The sequence below is a fragment of the Bacillus sp. FSL R7-0166 genome (genome assembly GCF_038008935.1).
In the GTDB taxonomy this organism is placed as follows: domain Bacteria; phylum Bacillota; class Bacilli; order Bacillales; family Bacillaceae; genus Bacillus; species Bacillus altitudinis.
The window spans coordinates 3,346,216-3,365,536 of the sequence record NZ_JBBPAC010000001.1; the positions used below are offsets into that span (position 1 = coordinate 3,346,216).

A 19,321-nucleotide genomic window follows, 5' to 3' on the forward strand; every position below is an offset into this window, starting at 1 on the left:
TTAATAGATTATGAGTAAAAAACAACTACATGAGGTGAGCGAATCAATGTTTTTTCTGCATGAAAAAAAGCCATTCAACAACTTATGAACGGCTTTTTAGTGAGGATTGGTAATCGGAAGGGTACAGTCTTCCATCCCAATCTCGGCTGATTTTTAATCCCGAATCTGTTTTGATAACTGTCATTGCACCTTTTTTCTCAATTTCCTTTTTGACCTTTCCTTTATGGTCAATAAATTGAATGATCATTTCATAGTCAAATTCAATCCTGTCATCGCTTTCATCTGAAGGTGTAAACGTAATTTTTTTCAGTTTAATTTGACAATCTTGATCTTTTGCTGCTTCTAATACACTTGGAAACATACTGTCTTCTGTATATTCTTGATATTCATGCTCGGTTAAATAATCCTTCAACTTCTCCTTCATGTCAGATAGGTCATCCGTCCGATTCACTGTGTATTGTGCTTTTTTATAGTTTTCCCCAAATGCTGCTGCTTCTTTTTTAAAGCTCGGTTTACCGCAAGCACTCACAATCAATAGTACACTGACGATGACCAACACCATCGCATACCTTCTGTTCACACCATTCGCTCCTTCAAAACAAATTTATGTAAAAAATCATGATCAGAATGTTCATTCTTCTATATATACGTTTCCCTTTTACCATAAGTTTCATCTTTACATAATAAAATAGTCCGACTTTATTCAGCCGGACTTCCGTTTTGAATGTGTGCGCAAACCGCTCGATCCTTTCCGTTGATGTCCTTGATGATATGAACATCAGCTGAAGGGAACGCCTGCAAAAGAAGCGCTTTTACATCTTGTGCTTGTGTATGTCCTATTTCAAGGACAACCACTGCTTGCTGATGAAGTACCTTGTGGAGATCACAGGCGATACGCTCATAAAACCACAGGCCATCACGCCCATCTGTCAGCGCATTGACAGGTTCATGCTTTGTGACAACCTCTGATAAACCATCCATTTCTTCTGCCGCAATATAAGGCGGATTGGAAATAAACACATCGACTTTGATGCCTTGAGCCATAATCGGTTCAAGTAAATCCCCTTGGACAAAATGAACGTCTGCACCAAGCGCTTCTTGATTTCGCTTTGCTACTTCAAGTGCTTCATGTGAAATATCCGTCGCTGTCACAGTGAGAGATTCTTTTTCAAGAGCTAACGTAATCGCAATTGCACCGCTACCTGTTCCTACATCAACAGCTTTGAGCGGCTGATCATTAGGAAACACACGATTCATCATATTCAATGCCGCCAGCACCACTTCCTCCGTTTCAGGACGAGGAATCAGAACGTGTTTGCTTACCTCAAAAGGACGCCCATAAAAAAATTCAACACCCGTTAAATGCTGCACAGGCACTCCACGCTTGTGCTGCGTAACGAACTTGCTGAATTGTGAATCTTGCTCCTCTGGCAGTGGATCATGAAAACGGGCAAGAAGTTCACTTCTGCTCCATCCAAGCACATGCATCAACATTAACTCTGCTGCGTTTTGGTCTCTGCCCGCTTCCGTTAACAAAGAAGAAGCCCATTTAAGGGCTTCAAAGATCGTTCGCTTTTTATTTTGCATTTTGAAGTTTTCTTGCTTGGTCTTCCATAATTAATGCATCAATGACCTCGTCAAGTTTTCCTTCTAAAATTTGATCAAGCTTTTGAATCGTCAATCCGATACGGTGGTCCGTCACACGGTTTTGCGGGAAATTGTACGTACGGATACGCTCTGAACGATCCCCTGTTCCAACAGCAGATTTACGGGTTTGATCATATTCAGCTTGTGCTTCACGCTGGAATTTATCATAAATTCTCGCACGCAAAACTTTCATCGCTTTTTCTTTGTTTTTGATTTGTGATTTCTCATCCTGACAGGAAACCACTACACCTGTTGGAAGGTGAGTCAAACGAACAGCAGACATTGTGGTATTAACACTTTGTCCCCCTGGTCCGCTTGATGCGAATGTATCCACACGAATATCTTTTTCGTGGATATCAATTTCAACTTCCTCCGCCTCTGGTAATACAGCAACTGTCGCTGTTGATGTATGAATACGGCCGCCTGACTCAGTTTCAGGAACACGCTGCACGCGGTGTGCACCGTTTTCAAACTTTAGTTTAGAATATGCACCTTTACCGCTAATCATAAAGATGATCTCCTTATAACCGCCAGTTCCAGTGACACTCGCTTCCATGACTTCCGTTTTCCAGCCTTGCATTTCAGCATAACGGCTGTACATACGGTACAGGTTTCCTGCAAACAGCGCAGCCTCTTCTCCGCCCGCTGCACCACGAACCTCCACAATAACGTTCTTATCGTCATTCGGATCTTTCGGGATGAGCAAGATTTTCAGCTCGTCTTCTAAACGTTCTGTTTCCTCTGTGAGCTCTGAAATTTCTTCTTTGACCATGTCGCGCATATCGGCATCGAGCTTATCTTCCAGCATGGCTTTCGCATCACTTAGCTGATCATATGCCGCACGATATTGTCTATATACCTCAACAGTTTCTTGAATATCAGATTGTTCCTTCGAATATTCACGAAGCTTCTTAGGGTCGTTCACCACTTCAGGGTCACTTAAATATTCATTTAGCTTTTCATAGCGTTCTTCAATTGATTTTAAACGGTCTAACATGGTCTTCACCTCTGTTTTGTGCGTAACAGTCTAATTATAGTATAGCGGGGTATGACAGTCAAAAAAATTTCCAAAACAATTGATTTTCTGCAATTTTTCACTAGAAAACACGATCTTTGGCGATTGGTTACTTGTTTTGTCTAACGTGAAGGAACGGATGCTCACGAAAGAGAATGGTACTTGTAATTGAAAAAAGGGAGGGCATTTGGTTTGAATACAAATGAGGTTGCAAAGGAAATTGGTGTATCTTCAAAAACCATTCAGCGCTGGGTCAAACAGCTCAACATCCCTGTCGCCCGGAATGAACTTGGACATTACGAATTTCATGATGACATTGTCCAGCTGCTCAAAGAGGTCAAACACCAAATGAACGAGGGTGTGATTCTCCATGACATTAGACTGCCGATCCATGAAGAAACCGCCCAGCAATTATCACCTACTGTAGAAACTTCTGACTCATCAAAACGGATAGAAGCCTTAGAAGAACAAGTGAAACAGCTCCTTCAAGAGCAATCACATGTCAGTCATATTGAAGCCCGTTTCCAAGAAATAGAACGGAAACTCGCTAAGAAAGCAGATGAAGGCGTTTCCTACCAGCTCCTCCAGCACAGAAGAGAAATTGAAGAATTAACTGCAAAATTAGAACGCCTCACAGCCACATTGACAAAACCAAAACCATCAAAAGAAGAAGAAAAGGAAAAGGCACACCCCGAAATGAAAAAAAAGCGTGTGCTCTTCCCTCTGTTTCATTCATTTCGCTAAGAAAGGCTGCCTAACGAGGCAGCCTTTCTACTATATTATACGGTAAGTGCAATAATGATCGGTAATGTAATGAGTGACATGATCGCACTGATCACAAATGCGGATGCTGTTTCTGCTTCCTGTTTCTCAAATCGAGTGGCGATCATGGCCGCAACAGCTGAACCTGGGAAGGCAACAAGCAATACAGCTTTTGTAATTTCATCCGCCGAAAGACCCATAAGAATGGCGATAAAATACATAAGTAACGGTTGTACAGCTACTTTGAGCAATGCGATACTGAAAGCTGGTAAGCTCAGTTTAATTTTGCGGATACCGACTGTGACACCGACTGCAAAGAGCGCAACCCCTGATGTCACACTTCCAATTTCCTCTAGCATTTCATGTCCGATTTCAGGAAGTTTAAATCCTAAAAGAACAAGAATGATACTTGCTAACGGTGCAAGCGCAAGCGGCTCAGATAAACCGTGCAAAATCGCTTTCGTCGTCATTTTTAGGAAACTTTCGCCGTCTTTGGCTTTTCCTTTTGTTTTTTCACCGACAGTTGACACAATAATAGCAATTGGATCAAGCAATGCATTTACAACTATTCCGGTAATAGCAATCGGAATTGCAACTTCTTGAGCCCCAAATAAACTGCCCAAGACCGGAATCCCCATAAATGCAAAGGTCGGTTGTGCTGAGTTTAATGAGAAAACAGATGAATCTGTTAAATCATATTTAAAAGCAAATTTCGTAACTAAAAGGATAATGATATAAAAGCCTACGATTCCGAGAATCAATGCAACGAAAAATGGAATTTGACTATAGAATTTATCTTTTGGTGTTGACAGAATGCTGGCGATAAAGTGCGCTGGTAAAGCATACTTTGTAACAAGTGTACTTACACCTTTTGCAGATTTAGCGTCATAGCTGCCGAAGTTCCCTGCGAACCAACCCAGCGCGATAACGAAAAAAATCGGTGCTAGGAGGATCAAAATATTTAAAAAGTCCATCTTACTATTCCTCCTTGAATCCTTTACATGTTTCTTATTTTATAGCGGCATTGCTTACATTACCCGAAACAATGCCGCGTTACACATTTTATTATGCTCTTACAATTTTTTTATATTCAGGAATCCACATAGCATCTTTCACAGCTTGTTCGATGTTGTCAGGTGTTCTTCTTGCGACACCATCTTTAATTGCTGCTTTTGCTACTTCAACAGCTACCTTGATTGATACTTCTTGCAATTTATCAATGCTTGGAAGCAGTCCAGCGCCTGGTTTTTCATGATCAACCATTTCAGCGATCGCATTTGCAGAAGCAACGAACATGCCTTTTGTGATAATTTTTGATTCCGTTACGATTGAACCAAGACCAAGTCCAGGGAAAACGAACGCATTGTTTGATTGTCCGATTTCATGTTCAATTCCGTTATACTCGACATTTTCGAATGGGCTTCCAGTTGCAACAAGCGCACGACCGTCTGTCCATTTGAATAGATCTTCCGGTACTGCTTCAGCAAGTGGAGTTGGGTTAGACATCGGCATGATCACTGGACGCTCTGTATGAGCTGCGATTTCTTTAATAATTTCTTCAGTGAATGCGCCGCCTTGACCTGATGTACCAATAAGAATGGTTGGCTTCACCTTGCGAACAGCTTCAGCAAATGAGATTTGTCCTTTTTCATCACGTGCCCAGCCTTCTACTTCATCAGAAGAACGAAGGTATGGTTTTTGGAAATCAAGCACTTCATCTTCAAACTGATCTGTTAGCAATCCTCTGTAGTCTAACGTCCAGAATGCATTGTTTGCTTCTTCTTCACTTAGACCTTCAAGAACCATTGTGTCACGCATTTGATCGGCGATTCCGATTCCAGCTGATCCAGCTCCGAAAATCATCACACGGTGATCTTTCAATTGAGTACCAGTTTTCTTGACAGCTGCAAGAACACCCGCTAAAGTAATGGCACCAGTACCTTGGATATCATCATTAAATGTTAAGATGTTGTCGTTGTATTTTTTCATGATGTTACGCGCATTTTTGTTTCCAAGGTCTTCCCAGTGAAGCAATGCTTTCGGGAAGAATTTAAGTGCTGCTTTTACATACGCATCAATGAACTCTTCGTATTTTTCACCTTGTACACGTTTGTGGTGGTTCCCGATGTACAATGGATCATTTAATAATTTCTCATTGTTAGTTCCAACATCTAATACAACTGGAATCACGCGGCTTGGATCAATCCCTGCTGCAGCCGTGTAAACAGCTAATTTACCAATTGCGATGTTGATACCACCAACACCCCAGTCACCAATTCCAAGAATACTCTCAGAGTCAGTTGCTACGATGAGGTCGATGTCGCCTGCTGTTGCATGTAAGTTTTCAAATGCTTTCTCAATACCGTCAATGTTGTCGATTGAAAGGTAGACACCATGAGGTCTTCTGTATTCATGGCTGTATTCTTGAATCGCTTCACCAACAGTTGGTGTGTAAACAACAGGAAGCATTTCACGAAGCTTGTCCGTTAGAAGCTTATAGAATAATACTTCGTTACGGTTTTGCAAATCACTTAAGTATACGTTTTGACGAAGACGATCTGGCTGAGCTAGAAATTGCTTGTATGCTCTCTCTGCTTGCTGTTCTAAAGTCAGAACAGTTGGAGGAAGTAATCCTTCTAGTCCAAGCTCTTGTCTTTCTTCTTCAGAGAAAGCAACGCCTTTGTTCAACGTTGGAATCGATAATACATCTTTACCTGTCAAAGTGGTTTCGAGGTACCCTTCTTTTGTTTTCTTCACGTTGTTCATCAAAAACTACCCTCTTTCTAAAATATAAATAAAGTGAACTATTAATACAAAGAACGATCAAGGAGAAAAATCCTTAATCAAAAAAATTATGACAAGAAATCGAACTTTTCGTTTAAATGCTTTACACTACAGTTAGTCATTTTATGCCTGCTTATACCAAAACGCAAGCGTTGAAAATTAGATAATTTTTTCGTAGCGTTATTTAATTTATTTAAGTACAAATGATGGGTGTTCAGCCAAAATCTCGAAAAACGAAACACAGCGGCATTTGCTATTTTTTTAATTGTCAAGTGTTGTACCAACATCTAATTTTGGTACTTCATGGTGATGTCTGCATCGTGCTTCGTATGATTCCTGCGCACCTACTAAAATAATGGGATCATCATAAGATGCGGGTTTACCGTCGATCAAGCGTTGTGTTCTACTCGCTGGGGAGCCGCATACCGAACAAACTGCTTGAAGTTTTGTTACAAGCTCTGCACATGCCATTAAATGCGGAACAACACCAAATGGCTCTCCTCTGAAGTCTTGATCAAGGCCTGCAACAATGACTCGGTAGCCTTTATCAGCCAATTGAGTGACAATATCAATGATTGTCTCATCAAAAAATTGCACCTCATCAATGCCAATGACATCGGTTCGTTCTGATATGTGCGTTATTATGTCTTTTGGTGAGGTTACTGCAATCCCATCGACGGATGAACCGTTATGTGACACAACTGAGTTTGTGCTATACCGGTTATCAATCGCTGGTTTGAATATTTTTACTTCTTGTTTGGCAAAGGTGGCTCTTTTGGCTCTCCGAATCAATTCTTCCGACTTTCCAGAAAACATACTTCCGCAGATGACTTCAAGCCAACCGCTTTGTTTCATCACATACATAAGGTCTTCTCCCCCGTTTTAAAGTTCCATCAATCCACGTAAAAAAACAGGCAAGAACGGATTCCTGCCTGTTTATTGTATCTATTATTACTTAAGACCGTATTTTTTGTTAAAGCGGTCAACACGTCCATCAGCAGAAGCGAATTTTTGACGGCCTGTATAGAAAGGATGGCACTCAGAGCAAATCTCGATGCGTACCTCTTCTTTTACTGATCCAGTTTCAAACTCATTTCCACAAGCGCATTTGACTGTAGCTTTTTTGTAGTTAGGATGAATTCCTGTTTTCATCTACTGTCATCTCCTTCCGCCCTGAATCCAATTCGGAAACAGAGTTAATATCTCAGAATAAATTCTGAAACGCACATGATAAAATTATAACAGTGTAAGTCTATGATTGCAAATGTATTTTTTCAGGAAGCTATCTTCTTGATGCAGACATATTTGCTTGTTTCCACTCTTGCGTTAAAATATCGAAAAATTCTTGGTTTGTCTTTGTTTTTCTCATTTTGCGCATGAATTTCTCAGCGAAATCAGGTGTATCTGACATTGATTTTCTCATCGCCCATAGACGATCAAGATGCTCTTTAGGCACAAGCAGTTCTTCTTTTCTTGTACCGGAACGACGAATGTCGATGGCTGGGAAAATTCTTCTTTCTGCAAGAGAACGGTCTAAATGGAGCTCCATGTTTCCTGTTCCTTTAAACTCTTCATAAATCACATCATCCATACGTGATCCTGTATCAACAAGTGCAGTAGCTAAAATGGTCAAGCTTCCACCTTCTTCGATGTTACGCGCAGCACCAAAGAAGCGTTTTGGACGGTGGAAAGCAGCTGGATCAATACCGCCGGAAAGCGTTCGGCCGCTTGGCGGGATGACCAGGTTGTATGCCCGAGCAAGCCTTGTGATGCTGTCCATTAAGATGATGACATCTTTTTTATGTTCAACTAGACGCATCGCACGCTCTAATACAAGCTCTGCTACTTTAATGTGGTTTTCCGGTACTTCGTCAAAGGTTGAACTAACAACATCCCCTGCAACAGAACGTTCGATATCTGTTACTTCCTCTGGACGTTCGTCAATAAGAAGAACAATCAGTTCTGCCTCTGGATGATTTTCAGAGATACTGTTGGCAATTTCTTTGAGCAAAATGGTTTTCCCAGCCTTAGGCGGTGCAACAATTAAACCACGTTGCCCAAACCCAACTGGCGCCATCATATCCATAATTCTAGTAGACAGGTGATTAGGCTGTGTTTCAAGAATCATTTGACGATCAGGGAATAGCGGCGTGAGTGCAGGAAAGTGAACACGTTCCTTAGCTGATTCTGGGTCGTCCCCATTTACCGCTTCGACATGAAGGAGGCCATAGTAGCGTTCATTCTCTTTTGGAGGTCGTACCTTTCCAGACACCTTATCACCATTTCTTAAATCAAAGCGTCTGATTTGTGAAGCTGAAATATAAATGTCTTCAGAACTTGGGGAGTAGTTAATTGGTCTTAAGAAACCAAATCCCTCTGACTGAATAATTTCTAGAACCCCTTCCATAAATAAGAGATCCTCTTGCTCAGCATTCGCCTTTAAGATGGCAAAAATTAATTCTTTTTTTGTTAGTTTGCTGTAATAAGAGATTTTGTACTTTTTTGCTAACTCATACAGCTCTTTTAATTTCATATTTTCCAAAGATGAAATCGAAACATCTTTCAATATGGACACCACACTTTTCTAGTCAATGTATTTCATTACAAATGCATGACCATTGTATTTGATTAGCTTTTAATTCCGTTTTTGTTGGAATGACCTCGCTCTCATGGTAACGCTCCCACTCGTTTTATCGTAAAGATAGGAACAATGTGAAATTGAGCTTTGTCAACATAGAGAAGGATAATGAGTATATCGTCATGATGCGGCAGTATTTAAACTTGTTGAAGCTTAAAAGAAGTAAATTCGCAGAAAATTTCGCAGCACTCTTTAGTTTTACCTCATTTGCAGGGAATATTCAACTTTAAAAAGAAAATGATATATATTTGACACCTATATGAAAAGCGGGTAAAGAATACCCGCTTTCAGATTACGGACGAATGACAAGATTCGGTTTTTTCTTTAAACTGTGTCTGCCATCGACGAATCGAACAGTACCTGATTTCGCACGCATGACAACACTATGTGTTGTTCCAACAGAGCCTTTAAATTGAACACCTTTTAATAGCTCGCCATCTGTTACACCTGTCGCTGCAAAAATGGCGTCATCGCCTTTCACGAGGTCTTCCATTCTGAGGACTTTTCCAACATCCAGCCCCATTTTCTCACAGCGTCTCAGCTCTTCTTCACTTTGTGGAAGAAGCTTACCGTGGATTTCTCCACCAAGTGCTTTAAGCGCAACAGCAGAAAGGACACCTTCAGGCGCTCCACCTGAACCAAATAGAATATCAACACCTGTGTGATCAAATGCTGTATTAATGGCTCCTGCAACGTCACCATCATCGATCAGCTTGATTCTTGCTCCAGCTTCTCTCAGCTCAGCAATGATCTTTTCATGTCGCTCTCTGTTTAAAATTGTCGCAACAACATCTTCAATATCTTTGTTCTTTGCTTTTGCAACAGCACGAAGATTGTCAATGACAGGCGCTTCAATGTCGATGCAGCCTACCGCTTCTGGACCTACTGCGATCTTATCCATGTACATATCAGGTGCATTCAGCAAGTTGCCATGATCTGCAACAGCGATAACAGCTAAAGCATTCCAGCCGCCGCTTGCTACAATATTTGTTCCTTCCAATGGATCAACAGCGACATCCACGCGAGGTCCATATCCGTTTCCAAGCTTTTCCCCAATATAAAGCATTGGCGCTTCGTCCATTTCTCCCTCGCCGATGACCACAGTTCCCTTCATCGGAATCGTATCAAATACATCACGCATGGCACTTGTTGCAGCATCATCCGCTTCGTCTTTTAAACCTCTACCCATCCAACGAGCAGATTTTAATGCAGCTGCTTCTGTCACCCGTACTAGTTCCATCGATAAACTTCTTTCCATTTTTGTCCAAATCTCCTCTCACAGTCAAAGCCTTATGAATTTTGAAGTTCTTCTATTTCTTGGTCACTCAGCTTTTCACGCCAGATGGTTGCACCCAAGCCTTCAAGCTTCTCCTCAAGCATACTATATCCTCTGTCTATATGTTCAAGCCCTGTGATTTCGGTCACACCGTCTGCCATTAACCCTGCAACAACGAGACAAGCACCTGCTCGCAGATCACTTGCTTTGACCTTTGCACCTTGAAGCTGCGTTTGACCTGTAATAATGGCAGATCTTCCTTCCACCTTCATATTAGCACCCATTCGACGCAATTCGTCAATGTGTTTAAAGCGGGCAGAGTAAATGGTATCTGTCACGACACTCGTGCCTTTCGCTTTTGTTAACAAAGCCGTCATCGGCTGTTGAAGATCGGTCGGAAAGCCCGGATACACAAGGGTTTTGATATCGACAGGCTTGAGTCCTTCATTTCTGCCAACGATCAGCATTTGATCGTTGCTTGTTTCAATTGTGAACCCCATCTCTCTAAGTTTCGCCGTAATTGATTCTAAATGAGTTGGGATCACATTATCAAGCACAACTTCATCCCCCATCGCTGCACCTGCAATTAAAAATGTACCTGCTTCTATGCGGTCAGGGATGATGGAATGCCTGCAACCATGGAGAGATTCCACACCTTCGATCCGAATCACATCCGTCCCCGCACCTTTGATTTTAGCTCCCATGCTTGCAAGCAGTGTCGCTACATCAATAATTTCGGGTTCTTTTGCGGCATTTTCAATCACTGTTTTCCCTTCAGCCAGCACGGCTGCCAGCATGATGTTGATGGTCGCACCTACACTGACAACATCAAGATAAATTCGGGCTCCGACTAATTTTTCAGCGCGCAAATAAATCGCACCCTGTTCGTTTGTCACCTCGGCTCCAAGTGCTTCAAAGCCTTTGATATGCTGATCGATCGGTCTAGGTCCTAAGTGACATCCCCCTGGCAACCCAATGACAGCCTGCTTGAATCTACCGAGCATGGCGCCCATTAAATAATAGGATGCTCGTAGTTTCTTCACTTTCCCATTAGGAAGCGGCATACTGATCATGGAGGTAGGATTGACAACCATCTCACCTTTTTCAAACGTGACCTTTCCGCCAATCTCTTCTAACAGATCTCGTAATGTGTCAATATCTGAAATATGCGGAAGGCCTTCAATGGTTACTGGAGAATCAGCGAGAATCGTGGCAGGAATCAGTGCCACAGCACTATTTTTCGCACCACTAATATGTACGGTCCCGCGCAAGGGGTCACCGCCGGCAATGTTTAACTTTTCCATATTTGTCTCCCTTCTTAAAGAAGATCACTGTTGGAGTTATACTGTTTGTGGATGTCGCGCTTTAAAAGGTCTTGTCCAAAATTTAGCCAATATCAAGAGAAAGAATACAGGTTAAACGAAATTTGTCGGAAGAAAAATAATCGAAGCTTTGCGAGGCTGTGATGTTCTCTTCTTTGCACAAAACATTTCTTAGCGTATTTAAGGAAAACTGCGGCAAACGGATGCGTATCCGTCTGCCACAATCACTTATTTATTCCAGTCTGCTAAAAATTGCTCAATGCCTGCATCCGTTAATGGGTGTTTTGTCAGCTGCTTGATGACTTTCAGCGGCATTGTGCCGATATGAGCACCTCTAAGCGCAGCTTCTGTCACATGCTGCGGGTGACGAATGGATGCAGCAATGATTTGTGTATCTAATCCATGAACATCAAAAATGGTTTTCACTTCACTAATGAGATCAAGACCATTTTGGCCAATGTCATCTAAGCGGCCGAGGAATGGAGAGACATACGTCGCACCAGCTCTAGCTGCAAGAAGTGCCTGGTTTGCACTAAAAATCAACGTGACGTTTGTTTTAATCCCAAGGTCTGTTAACGCTTTGACTGCTTTAAGACCGTCTGTTGTCATTGGGATTTTCACTGTGATATTTGGTGCAATAGCAGCCAGCTCTTTTCCTTCTTCAATCATTTCTTCTGCTTTGAGAGAAATGACTTCCGCACTAACTGAACCTGATACCACGTCAGTGATTTCACGAAGGCGGTCGTGGAACGATACGTCCTTTTCTTTCGCTACTAAACTAGGGTTTGTTGTCACGCCTGCTAAAATGCCAAGCTCGTGTGCCTCTTTGATGTCTGCGATATTCGCTGTGTCTACGAAAAATAACATAACTGTGCCACTCTCCTATCAATAAATTGTCTGAAATGTAAATTTGATTGCGCTTTCTCATGATATGGAGAAAACCGCCTGTGACTCAGGCGGCTTTCGGTTCTCATCAAATTATGCTTGGTTAGAAGAACCAAATTCACGCATTTTGCCGATAACAGTCGCTTTAATTGCGTCACGAGCTGGTCCAAGATATTTACGTGGATCATACTCTTCTGTTTTTGCAGCAAGTGTTTCGCGAACTGCTTTCGCAGAAGCAATTTGGTTTTCAGTGTTTACATTGATTTTTGCTGTACCAAGTGAAATCGCACGCTTGATGTCAGCAGTTGGGATACCTGTTCCGCCGTGAAGAACAAGTGGAAGTCCAGTTGTTTTACCGATTTCTTCCATTTCAGCGAAACCAAGGTTTGGTTCACCTTTGTATGGACCATGAACTGAACCTAGTGCAGGCGCAAGGCAGTCAATACCAGTACGTTCTACAAGCTCTTGGCACTCTTTTGGATCAGCATAAATAACGCCCTCAGCGATGACGTCGTCTTCTTGTCCACCAACAGTTCCAAGCTCAGCTTCTACAGATACACCGTGGAAATGTGCAAGCTCAACCACTTTTGCAGTTGTCGCTACGTTCTCATCAAATGGATGGTGAGAAGCATCAATCATCACAGAAGTAAATCCTGCATGAATCGCTTTTGCACAAGATTCAAAGCTTGAACCGTGATCTAAATGAATCGCAACAGGAACTGTTACATTATATTCTTCGATTAACGCTTTTACCATAGCGACAACTGTTTTGAAGCCGCCCATGTAGCGTCCTGCTCCTTCAGATACTCCTAAGATAACTGGAGATTTCTCTTCTTCAGCAGCTTGTAAAATCGCTTGCGTGAATTCTAAGTTATTTAAGTTAAACTGTCCAACAGCGTAACCTTTTTCCTTTGCGTCTTTCAACATTTCTGTCATTGAAACTAAAGGCATGATGAAAAATCCTCCCTATGTAGCTAATTTGCTTACTAAAAAAAGCTCTCCACCCTAGCATGACCAGAATTTCTCGCCATATGTAAACTTTCAAAGTCAGATCGCTTTCTTCTTCTTATCTAGAATACCAATTATTCGACAAATCGGCAACAGAATGACTTGATTCAATCATTTCCATCTAGCCATTTGTTTCGAGCGGCAAGTATTCTTTGACTGCATCACGGATTTCATCAATATCAAATGGTTTAGCAAAATGCGTTAATGCACCGAGCTCTTTAGACTCTTGAATCATATCTAGTTCGCCATAAGCTGTCATAATGATCACGCGAATGTCTTCATCAATTAATTTCATGCGTTTTAAAATCTCAATGCCATCCATTCCGGGAATTTTCATATCAAGCAGGACGAGGTTTGGTCTATGGTTTTTCACAATATCTAATGCCTGTAGTCCATTAGCGGCTTGAAAGGTTTGATAGCCTTCTTTATGAAACACTTCATTCAGCAATATTCTAATACCGTACTGATCATCGACAATTAAAATTTTCTCATTCATCTGTTACACCCCATTGCTTTCATTTTTCGCCATAAAAAGAGCTGTTGTTAAATAATTCTGTTTGATTTTCACATTTCCTTTAATTATAATAGTTTACTTTACGACATTTTCTGAGCATTTTTCCTAATATTCTCTTTATATTCTATTATAAAATGATCTGACAGAAGGAGGAAATGAGTCTTGTTAAAAATTTTCACTACCCAATTATCAGGTATTTTTTCACGTATTGGAGATAAGCAGGCCGAAGCGATCGAAGACGGTGCACGCCTTCTTGCTCAGGCCGTTGTCAGTGGACATGCCGTGTATTTTCATGGCAAGAATGAACTGGCGGCTGTAGCCTTAGAGGCATCTGAGAGCAAGGAACCGTTTCCGGGTGCGAAGGTTCTGCCGCTGGATCAAAAGGAGCGCAGCTTACTTCATCCAAGTGACAGGGTGCTTTTATTTTATTCAGATCCAGAAGATCAAGAGATTCAATCCCTTGTCAAAGAGCTGCACGAACAAGGTACACCTATTGTCGGGGTCGGTCCTGCACAAAAGGAGACATCATTTATTGAAGAGCATTGTGATGTCCACATTGATTTTCAGCTCAAAAAACCACTTGTGCCTGCAGAAGATGGAACAAGGTTCGGCTATCCTGCACTGATGACCTGCTTATATGTCTACCATGCTCTATCGTTTACTGTGAAAGAAATCGTTGAGGAATATGAATAAAAAAACTGCCGAGAAGATGATATTCTCGGCAGTTTTTTTGTTTTATTTTGATTCAGATGCCTGTAGTGAAGCACCAACGAAATCTCTAAATAACGGCTGTGGTCTTGTCGGTCTTGAAATGAATTCTGGGTGGAACTGAGAAGCAAGGAACCATGGGTGATCCTTCAGTTCAATGATTTCAACAAGACGTCCGTCTGGGCTTGTACCAGAGAAGACAAAACCTGCTGCTTCCATTTGCTGTCTGAATTCGTTATTAAACTCATAGCGATGACGGTGGCGTTCGTACACGACTTCGTCATTGTATGCAGCAAATGCTTTTGAGTCTTCGTTTAATTTACAAGGGTATAGGCCGAGACGAAGTGTTCCACCTAAGTCATCAACATCCTTCTGTTCTGGAAGAAGGTCGATGATTGGGAATGCTGTTTCTGGATCAATTTCAGCGGAATGTGCTCCCTCTAAACCTAGTACGTTTCTCGCATATTCGATAGATGCGACTTGCATACCTAAGCAGATTCCGAAGAATGGCACTTTGTTTTCACGCGCATATTGCGTTGCAATGATTTTCCCTTCTACTCCGCGGTCTCCGAAGCCTCCAGGAACAATAATGCCGTCTACATCTTGAGCGAAATCAGCCATATTTTCTGCTGTGACTTCTTCTGCGTTGATCCATTTGATTTGAACATCCGCATCAAATGCATAGCCCGCATGACGAAGGGATTCAACGACAGAAATGTATGCATCTTGCAGCTCAACATATTTCCCTACAAGACCAATCGTGACTTGTTTTGAAAGGTTTTGCACTTTATCAACAAGCGCCGTCCACTCCGTCATGTCCGCATCTTGACAGTCAAGCTTCATGTGCTCACATACAAGCTTGTCTAATCCTTGTTTTTGTAAATCAAGCGGAATCGAATAAAGGGTATCTGCATCCTGACATTCGATGACTGCTTTCGTATCAATATCACAGAATAGCGCAATTTTGTCCTTCATGTCTTGTGCCAATGGCATTTCAGTTCTGACCACAATGACGTTTGGCTGAATACCAAGACTGCGAAGTTCTTTTACACTATGCTGTGTTGGTTTTGTTTTCAGTTCGCCTGCAGCACGGATGTAAGGAACAAGGGTACAATGAATGTACATCACGTTTTCACGGCCGATGTCACTCTTCATTTGACGAATCGCTTCTAGGAATGGAAGGGATTCGATGTCTCCTACTGTTCCACCGATTTCTGTAATGACCACATCTGCACCCGTTTCTTTTCCGGCACGGTACACACGGTCTTTGATTTCATTTGTAATGTGGGGAATAACCTGTACTGTTCCACCTAAGTAGTCGCCGCGGCGCTCTTTCTTCAAAACAGTAGAGTAGATTTTACCTGTTGTGACGTTGCTGTATTTATTCAAGTTAATATCAATGAAACGCTCATAGTGACCTAAGTCAAGGTCTGTTTCAGCACCGTCGTCTGTGACAAATACCTCACCGTGCTGGTATGGACTCATTGTCCCTGGGTCTACGTTGATATATGGATCAAATTTTTGAATGGTGACATCCATCCCTCTATTTTTCAGAAGGCGGCCTAACGATGCAGCCGTGATCCCTTTTCCAAGTGAGGAAACAACTCCTCCTGTTACAAAAATATACTTTGTCATTTCGTATGCTCCTCTCTTTTTTACCCTTGCATGACTAGACATGCACAGCTTCATCCTTTTAGAGTGTATCCCTAAATCTCTTGAAAAATAAGAAAGCTCCCTTTCAAATAAATGAAAGGGAGCGTAAATGAACGTATCTTTACGTACTCTTTTTTAGAGAGCCCAAAATACATACTACATAGTTCGCTCTGGAAAGTCAAGACGGTTTTGTCCTGTTTTCAGGACCGGTTTGTGAGGGTTATTTGTCTTCCTCATCATCGTCTAAATCGTCTTCATCAATTTCCGTTAAGCCGTCATCATCTTCATCATCATCTTCGTCGAAGTCTTCTATCTCTTCATCGATTTCTTCATCATCTAGGTCAAGGTCCTCGTCGTCTTCAACAAGATCAAGATCTTCTTCAAGCTCGTCGATTTCTTCTTCCTCTTCAATATCATCGAAGTCTTCTTCAACGACAGCAGCTTTTGTTTTTTTCTTTTTCGCTTTTGTTTTCACAGCTGGCTGAACTTCTTCTTCGATTTGATCAACTGGATACCAGCTGCGAAGTCCCCATCTCTGATCACCTAACGAAATAAAGCGGCCATCTATATTTAAGTCTGTATAAAATTGAGCAAGTCGATCATCAAGATCAGATTTTTGTATCCCTTGCAAACGGACAATTTCATCTATTAACTCGGAAAACGTAATCGGTGTTTTGCTGTCTCTGAAAATTTCATAAGCAAGTTCAACTAAAGACATTTGTTTGAGCTGTTCCTGTGAGTATTCTTTCAAACTCAAGGTCAGACACTCCCTTTCTATTACATGTATGTATCCATTTATCAGTGAAATAATAAGTATTTATACCTTATTCTTACGACAAACCATACCTCTCATTATAAACAAATTAGGGGAGTTTATGCCACCTTTATTGATGTTAATTTTTGATTTTTTCACAAGAGAAGCCTCTAGCGGTCAATCATTTGTGCCGAATTGGCATAATTCATGTGTGAAGTACACATTTTGCATGCTTTTTTGTCTTCTCTTTTGATGAATACAAAGCCATTTACTCTTCTTAAAAAAGGGGATTTATTCCTTCACAAAATGTTCACTTACGACGAATTGAAACAGAAATCTATAATAAATAGACTAATTTTGAGAGGTTGATCAAATTGCCAATGACAAAAAAAGAAGATATACAATTTGGTGTCTTGATGTGTTTTTGTATGTTTTCAGTGATGTTCTTTTATAACCTATTTTTAAATGGACGGCTTGGACATATGACATGGTTAGAAGGTGTACTCACCTATGTGATCGGTTTTGCCATCACGTTGTTGATTGAGATGTGTATTGTTGGGCCTTCAGCAAAAAAAGCAGCCAACCGTTTTGCCCCAAAAGGCAAGAAAATCTATTTTATTCTTACTCTTTCTATCTTTATCGTGTTTGGGATGGTGTGTCTCATGTCTTTATGCGGATATGTTGTTCAAAGCATCGGCACAGGATTTCAAACACAATCGATTCTATCTGATTACTTAACGATTTTCGGCCATAATGTCATGTTGGCGTTCCCTTTGCAGATGTTGATTATGGGACCACTCGTCCGTTTTGTTTTCTTCAAATGGATGAAATTAAAACAGACAGCAGCGGTTTAGTCGAAGGGATATGTTACAGCTGGATATTCTGAATGAGTGAAAAAACCAAAGGTACGGTGAATAAAGTGCCCGCAGACATGAGTACAATGAGTTTTCTGCGGCTGTTTTCTTTTTCTTCCTTCCTTTTTGGAGACTTTGAAAGCTCTGTGGAGACCATAATCCATATGATCATCGTGACGATTCCTAAAATGCCAATAAATGTTGTGTTCATCATGATAACCTCCATTTTGGTTCTTTTCCCAATTTTACCATAGTGATCAGGTGATATGAGATCATATTGGAGAGATTTCACATTTCACACAAAAACAGACCACCTCATATCAGGTGGTCTTTACTTGGTTTCTACATATCTAGCAGTTTCCGTGAGATGACCAGCCGCTGAATTTCTTGTGTACCTTCATAGATTTGAGTGATTTTCGCATCACGCATGTATCGTTCGACTGGGTAATCCTTTGTATAGCCGTATCCGCCGAAGATTTGTACAGCTTCTGTCGTCACCTTCATGGCTGTATCACCGGCAAAAAGCTTGGACATAGCTGATTCTTTCCCATACGGAAGCCCTTTCGTTTCAAGCCATGCTGCCTGATAGGTGAGCAGTCTTGAGGCCTCAATTGCCGTTGCCATATCCGCTAACTTAAAAGCAATGCCTTGCTGCTGAATGATTGGTTTACCAAATTGTTTGCGCTCCTTTGCGTAATTGACTGCTGCATCCAGAGCACCTTGAGCAATGCCAACAGCTTGTGCGGCAATACCGTTTCTGCCGCCGTCAAGTGTCATCATCGCTATCTTAAAACCTTCGCCTTCTTGACCAAGCCGGTTCCTTTCGGGTATACGACAGTCTTCAAAGATGATTTCTGTCGTTGGCGATGAGCGGATGCCCAGTTTGCTTTCTTTTTTGCCGATTGAGAAGCCTTGCGTCTCTTTTTCTACAATAAAAGCGGTTGTATTGCGGGATGAAGCATCCTGGTCAGTAACAGCAAACACAATATAATAATCCGCAATGCCTCCATTGGTAATAAAAATCTTTGCACCGTTCAAGACGTATTCATTCCCTGCTTTTACTGCTGTTGTTTTCATTCCGCCGGCATCTGAGCCCGAGCCGCTCTCGGTCAGTGCGTATGCGCCGATCTTCTGACCCGCTGCAAGCGGCTTTAAATACGTCTCCTTTTGCTCATCTGTTCCGAATGTATAGATCGGCCATGAAGCGAGTGATGTGTGAGCAGATAGGGTGACGCCTGTTGAGGCGCACACTCGTGAGAGCTCTTCAACCGCTATGACATAGGCCAAATAATCACTACCAATCCCCCCATTTTCTTCTGGCCAAGGGATTCCCGTTAAACCAAGCTCCGCCATTTGACGAAAAATAGCGGGATCATACGATTCTGTTTCATCTCGCTCTGCTGCTGTTGGCTCCACTTCATTTTTCGCAAAATCTCTCACCATTTTTTGTATCATTTCGTGTTCGTCACTTAATTGGAACTGCATCATGAGCCACCTCACT

General features: G+C 41.7%; 20 protein-coding genes. 3 read left to right on the forward strand and 17 right to left on the reverse strand.

Annotated features, from left to right (window positions below):
• Positions 1-82: 82 nt before the first annotated feature.
• The 3 genes from NST01_RS17395 to prfA all read right to left on the reverse strand — a co-directional run bounded on the left by NST01_RS17395 (position 83) and on the right by prfA (position 2,644).
• Positions 83-562 (reverse strand): hypothetical protein, encoded by a 480-nt coding sequence (locus NST01_RS17395; RefSeq protein WP_019743247.1) that lies wholly within the window; start codon positions 560-562, stop codon positions 83-85.
• Positions 563-699: 137 nt separating this feature from the next.
• On the reverse strand, positions 700-1,587 hold the full coding sequence (prmC, locus tag NST01_RS17400) for a peptide chain release factor N(5)-glutamine methyltransferase (RefSeq protein ID WP_057078937.1): 888 nt from the start codon (positions 1,585-1,587) through the stop codon (positions 700-702).
• Positions 1,577-2,644 carry a peptide chain release factor 1 gene (gene prfA, locus NST01_RS17405; protein ID WP_008343422.1) on the reverse strand — a complete coding sequence of 356 codons (1,068 nt, stop codon included), beginning with the start codon at positions 2,642-2,644 and terminating at the stop codon, positions 1,577-1,579. The genes prmC and prfA overlap by 11 nt, the downstream gene beginning before the upstream one ends.
• A 210-nt stretch (positions 2,645-2,854) precedes the next feature.
• On the opposite strand from prfA, the gene racA reads away from it, so the two are divergent.
• Entirely contained in the window at positions 2,855-3,406 is a 552-nt protein-coding gene (racA, locus tag NST01_RS17410) for a chromosome-anchoring protein RacA (RefSeq protein ID WP_048002970.1), read from the forward strand.
• Positions 3,407-3,441: 35 nt separating this feature from the next.
• Here racA and NST01_RS17415 read toward each other — a convergent pair whose 3' ends face one another.
• The 10 genes from NST01_RS17415 to NST01_RS17460 form a co-directional block, all read right to left on the reverse strand.
• Complete coding sequence (locus NST01_RS17415) at positions 3,442-4,398, reverse strand: AEC family transporter (RefSeq protein WP_007497662.1); 957 nt, start codon at positions 4,396-4,398, stop codon at positions 3,442-3,444.
• A 91-nt stretch (positions 4,399-4,489) separates the two neighbouring features.
• Positions 4,490-6,190 (reverse strand): oxaloacetate-decarboxylating malate dehydrogenase, encoded by a 1,701-nt coding sequence (gene malS, locus NST01_RS17420; RefSeq protein ID WP_024718762.1) that lies wholly within the window; start codon positions 6,188-6,190, stop codon positions 4,490-4,492.
• Between the two features lie 279 nt (positions 6,191-6,469).
• Entirely contained in the window at positions 6,470-7,072 is a 603-nt protein-coding gene (locus NST01_RS17425) for a thymidine kinase (RefSeq protein ID WP_017368216.1), read from the reverse strand.
• An 87-nt stretch (positions 7,073-7,159) separates the two neighbouring features.
• Entirely contained in the window at positions 7,160-7,360 is a 201-nt protein-coding gene (gene rpmE / locus NST01_RS17430; protein WP_003215407.1) for a 50S ribosomal protein L31, read from the reverse strand.
• 130 nt (positions 7,361-7,490) lie between these two features.
• Positions 7,491-8,774, reverse strand: a complete 1,284-nt coding sequence (gene rho, locus NST01_RS17435) for a transcription termination factor Rho (protein WP_007497667.1) — start codon at positions 8,772-8,774, stop codon at positions 7,491-7,493.
• A gap of 364 nt (positions 8,775-9,138) precedes the next feature.
• A complete protein-coding gene (glpX, locus tag NST01_RS17440) occupies positions 9,139-10,104 on the reverse strand; it encodes a class II fructose-bisphosphatase (protein ID WP_007497670.1) in 966 nt (321 codons plus the stop codon).
• Between the two features lie 32 nt (positions 10,105-10,136).
• Positions 10,137-11,426, reverse strand: a complete 1,290-nt coding sequence (locus NST01_RS17445; protein WP_017360051.1) for a UDP-N-acetylglucosamine 1-carboxyvinyltransferase — start codon at positions 11,424-11,426, stop codon at positions 10,137-10,139.
• Positions 11,427-11,672: 246 nt separating this feature from the next.
• On the reverse strand, positions 11,673-12,311 hold the full coding sequence (fsa, locus tag NST01_RS17450; RefSeq protein ID WP_003215343.1) for a fructose-6-phosphate aldolase: 639 nt from the start codon (positions 12,309-12,311) through the stop codon (positions 11,673-11,675).
• A 111-nt stretch (positions 12,312-12,422) separates the two neighbouring features.
• On the reverse strand, positions 12,423-13,280 hold the full coding sequence (locus NST01_RS17455; RefSeq protein ID WP_007497678.1) for a class II fructose-bisphosphate aldolase: 858 nt from the start codon (positions 13,278-13,280) through the stop codon (positions 12,423-12,425).
• Between the two features lie 178 nt (positions 13,281-13,458).
• On the reverse strand, positions 13,459-13,833 hold the full coding sequence (locus NST01_RS17460; RefSeq protein ID WP_003214681.1) for a response regulator: 375 nt from the start codon (positions 13,831-13,833) through the stop codon (positions 13,459-13,461).
• A 180-nt stretch (positions 13,834-14,013) separates the two neighbouring features.
• Between NST01_RS17460 and NST01_RS17465 the strand changes: the two genes are divergently transcribed.
• The gene (locus NST01_RS17465; RefSeq protein ID WP_008343445.1) at positions 14,014-14,544 is read left to right on the forward strand and encodes a DUF2529 domain-containing protein; all 531 of its coding nucleotides are present in this window, start codon (positions 14,014-14,016) and stop codon (positions 14,542-14,544) included.
• Positions 14,545-14,586: 42 nt separating this feature from the next.
• Here the strand turns inward: NST01_RS17465 and pyrG are convergent, their stop codons facing one another.
• The gene (gene pyrG, locus NST01_RS17470) at positions 14,587-16,194 is read right to left on the reverse strand and encodes a glutamine hydrolyzing CTP synthase (RefSeq protein ID WP_017360053.1); all 1,608 of its coding nucleotides are present in this window, start codon (positions 16,192-16,194) and stop codon (positions 14,587-14,589) included.
• A 238-nt stretch (positions 16,195-16,432) separates the two neighbouring features.
• Positions 16,433-16,969, reverse strand: a complete 537-nt coding sequence (rpoE, locus tag NST01_RS17475) for a DNA-directed RNA polymerase subunit delta (RefSeq protein WP_017368217.1) — start codon at positions 16,967-16,969, stop codon at positions 16,433-16,435.
• A 377-nt stretch (positions 16,970-17,346) separates the two neighbouring features.
• Here rpoE and NST01_RS17480 point away from each other — a divergent pair, with 377 nt between their 5' ends.
• On the forward strand, positions 17,347-17,820 hold the full coding sequence (locus tag NST01_RS17480; protein WP_224559426.1) for a DUF2798 domain-containing protein: 474 nt from the start codon (positions 17,347-17,349) through the stop codon (positions 17,818-17,820).
• Positions 17,821-17,833: 13 nt separating this feature from the next.
• On the opposite strand, the gene NST01_RS17485 is transcribed toward NST01_RS17480, so the two are convergent.
• Positions 17,834-18,031 carry a hypothetical protein gene (locus NST01_RS17485; protein ID WP_050826685.1) on the reverse strand — a complete coding sequence of 66 codons (198 nt, stop codon included), beginning with the start codon at positions 18,029-18,031 and terminating at the stop codon, positions 17,834-17,836.
• 131 nt (positions 18,032-18,162) lie between these two features.
• On the reverse strand, positions 18,163-19,305 hold the full coding sequence (locus NST01_RS17490) for an acyl-CoA dehydrogenase (RefSeq protein ID WP_017368220.1): 1,143 nt from the start codon (positions 19,303-19,305) through the stop codon (positions 18,163-18,165).
• Between the last annotated feature and the right edge of the window lie 16 nt (positions 19,306-19,321).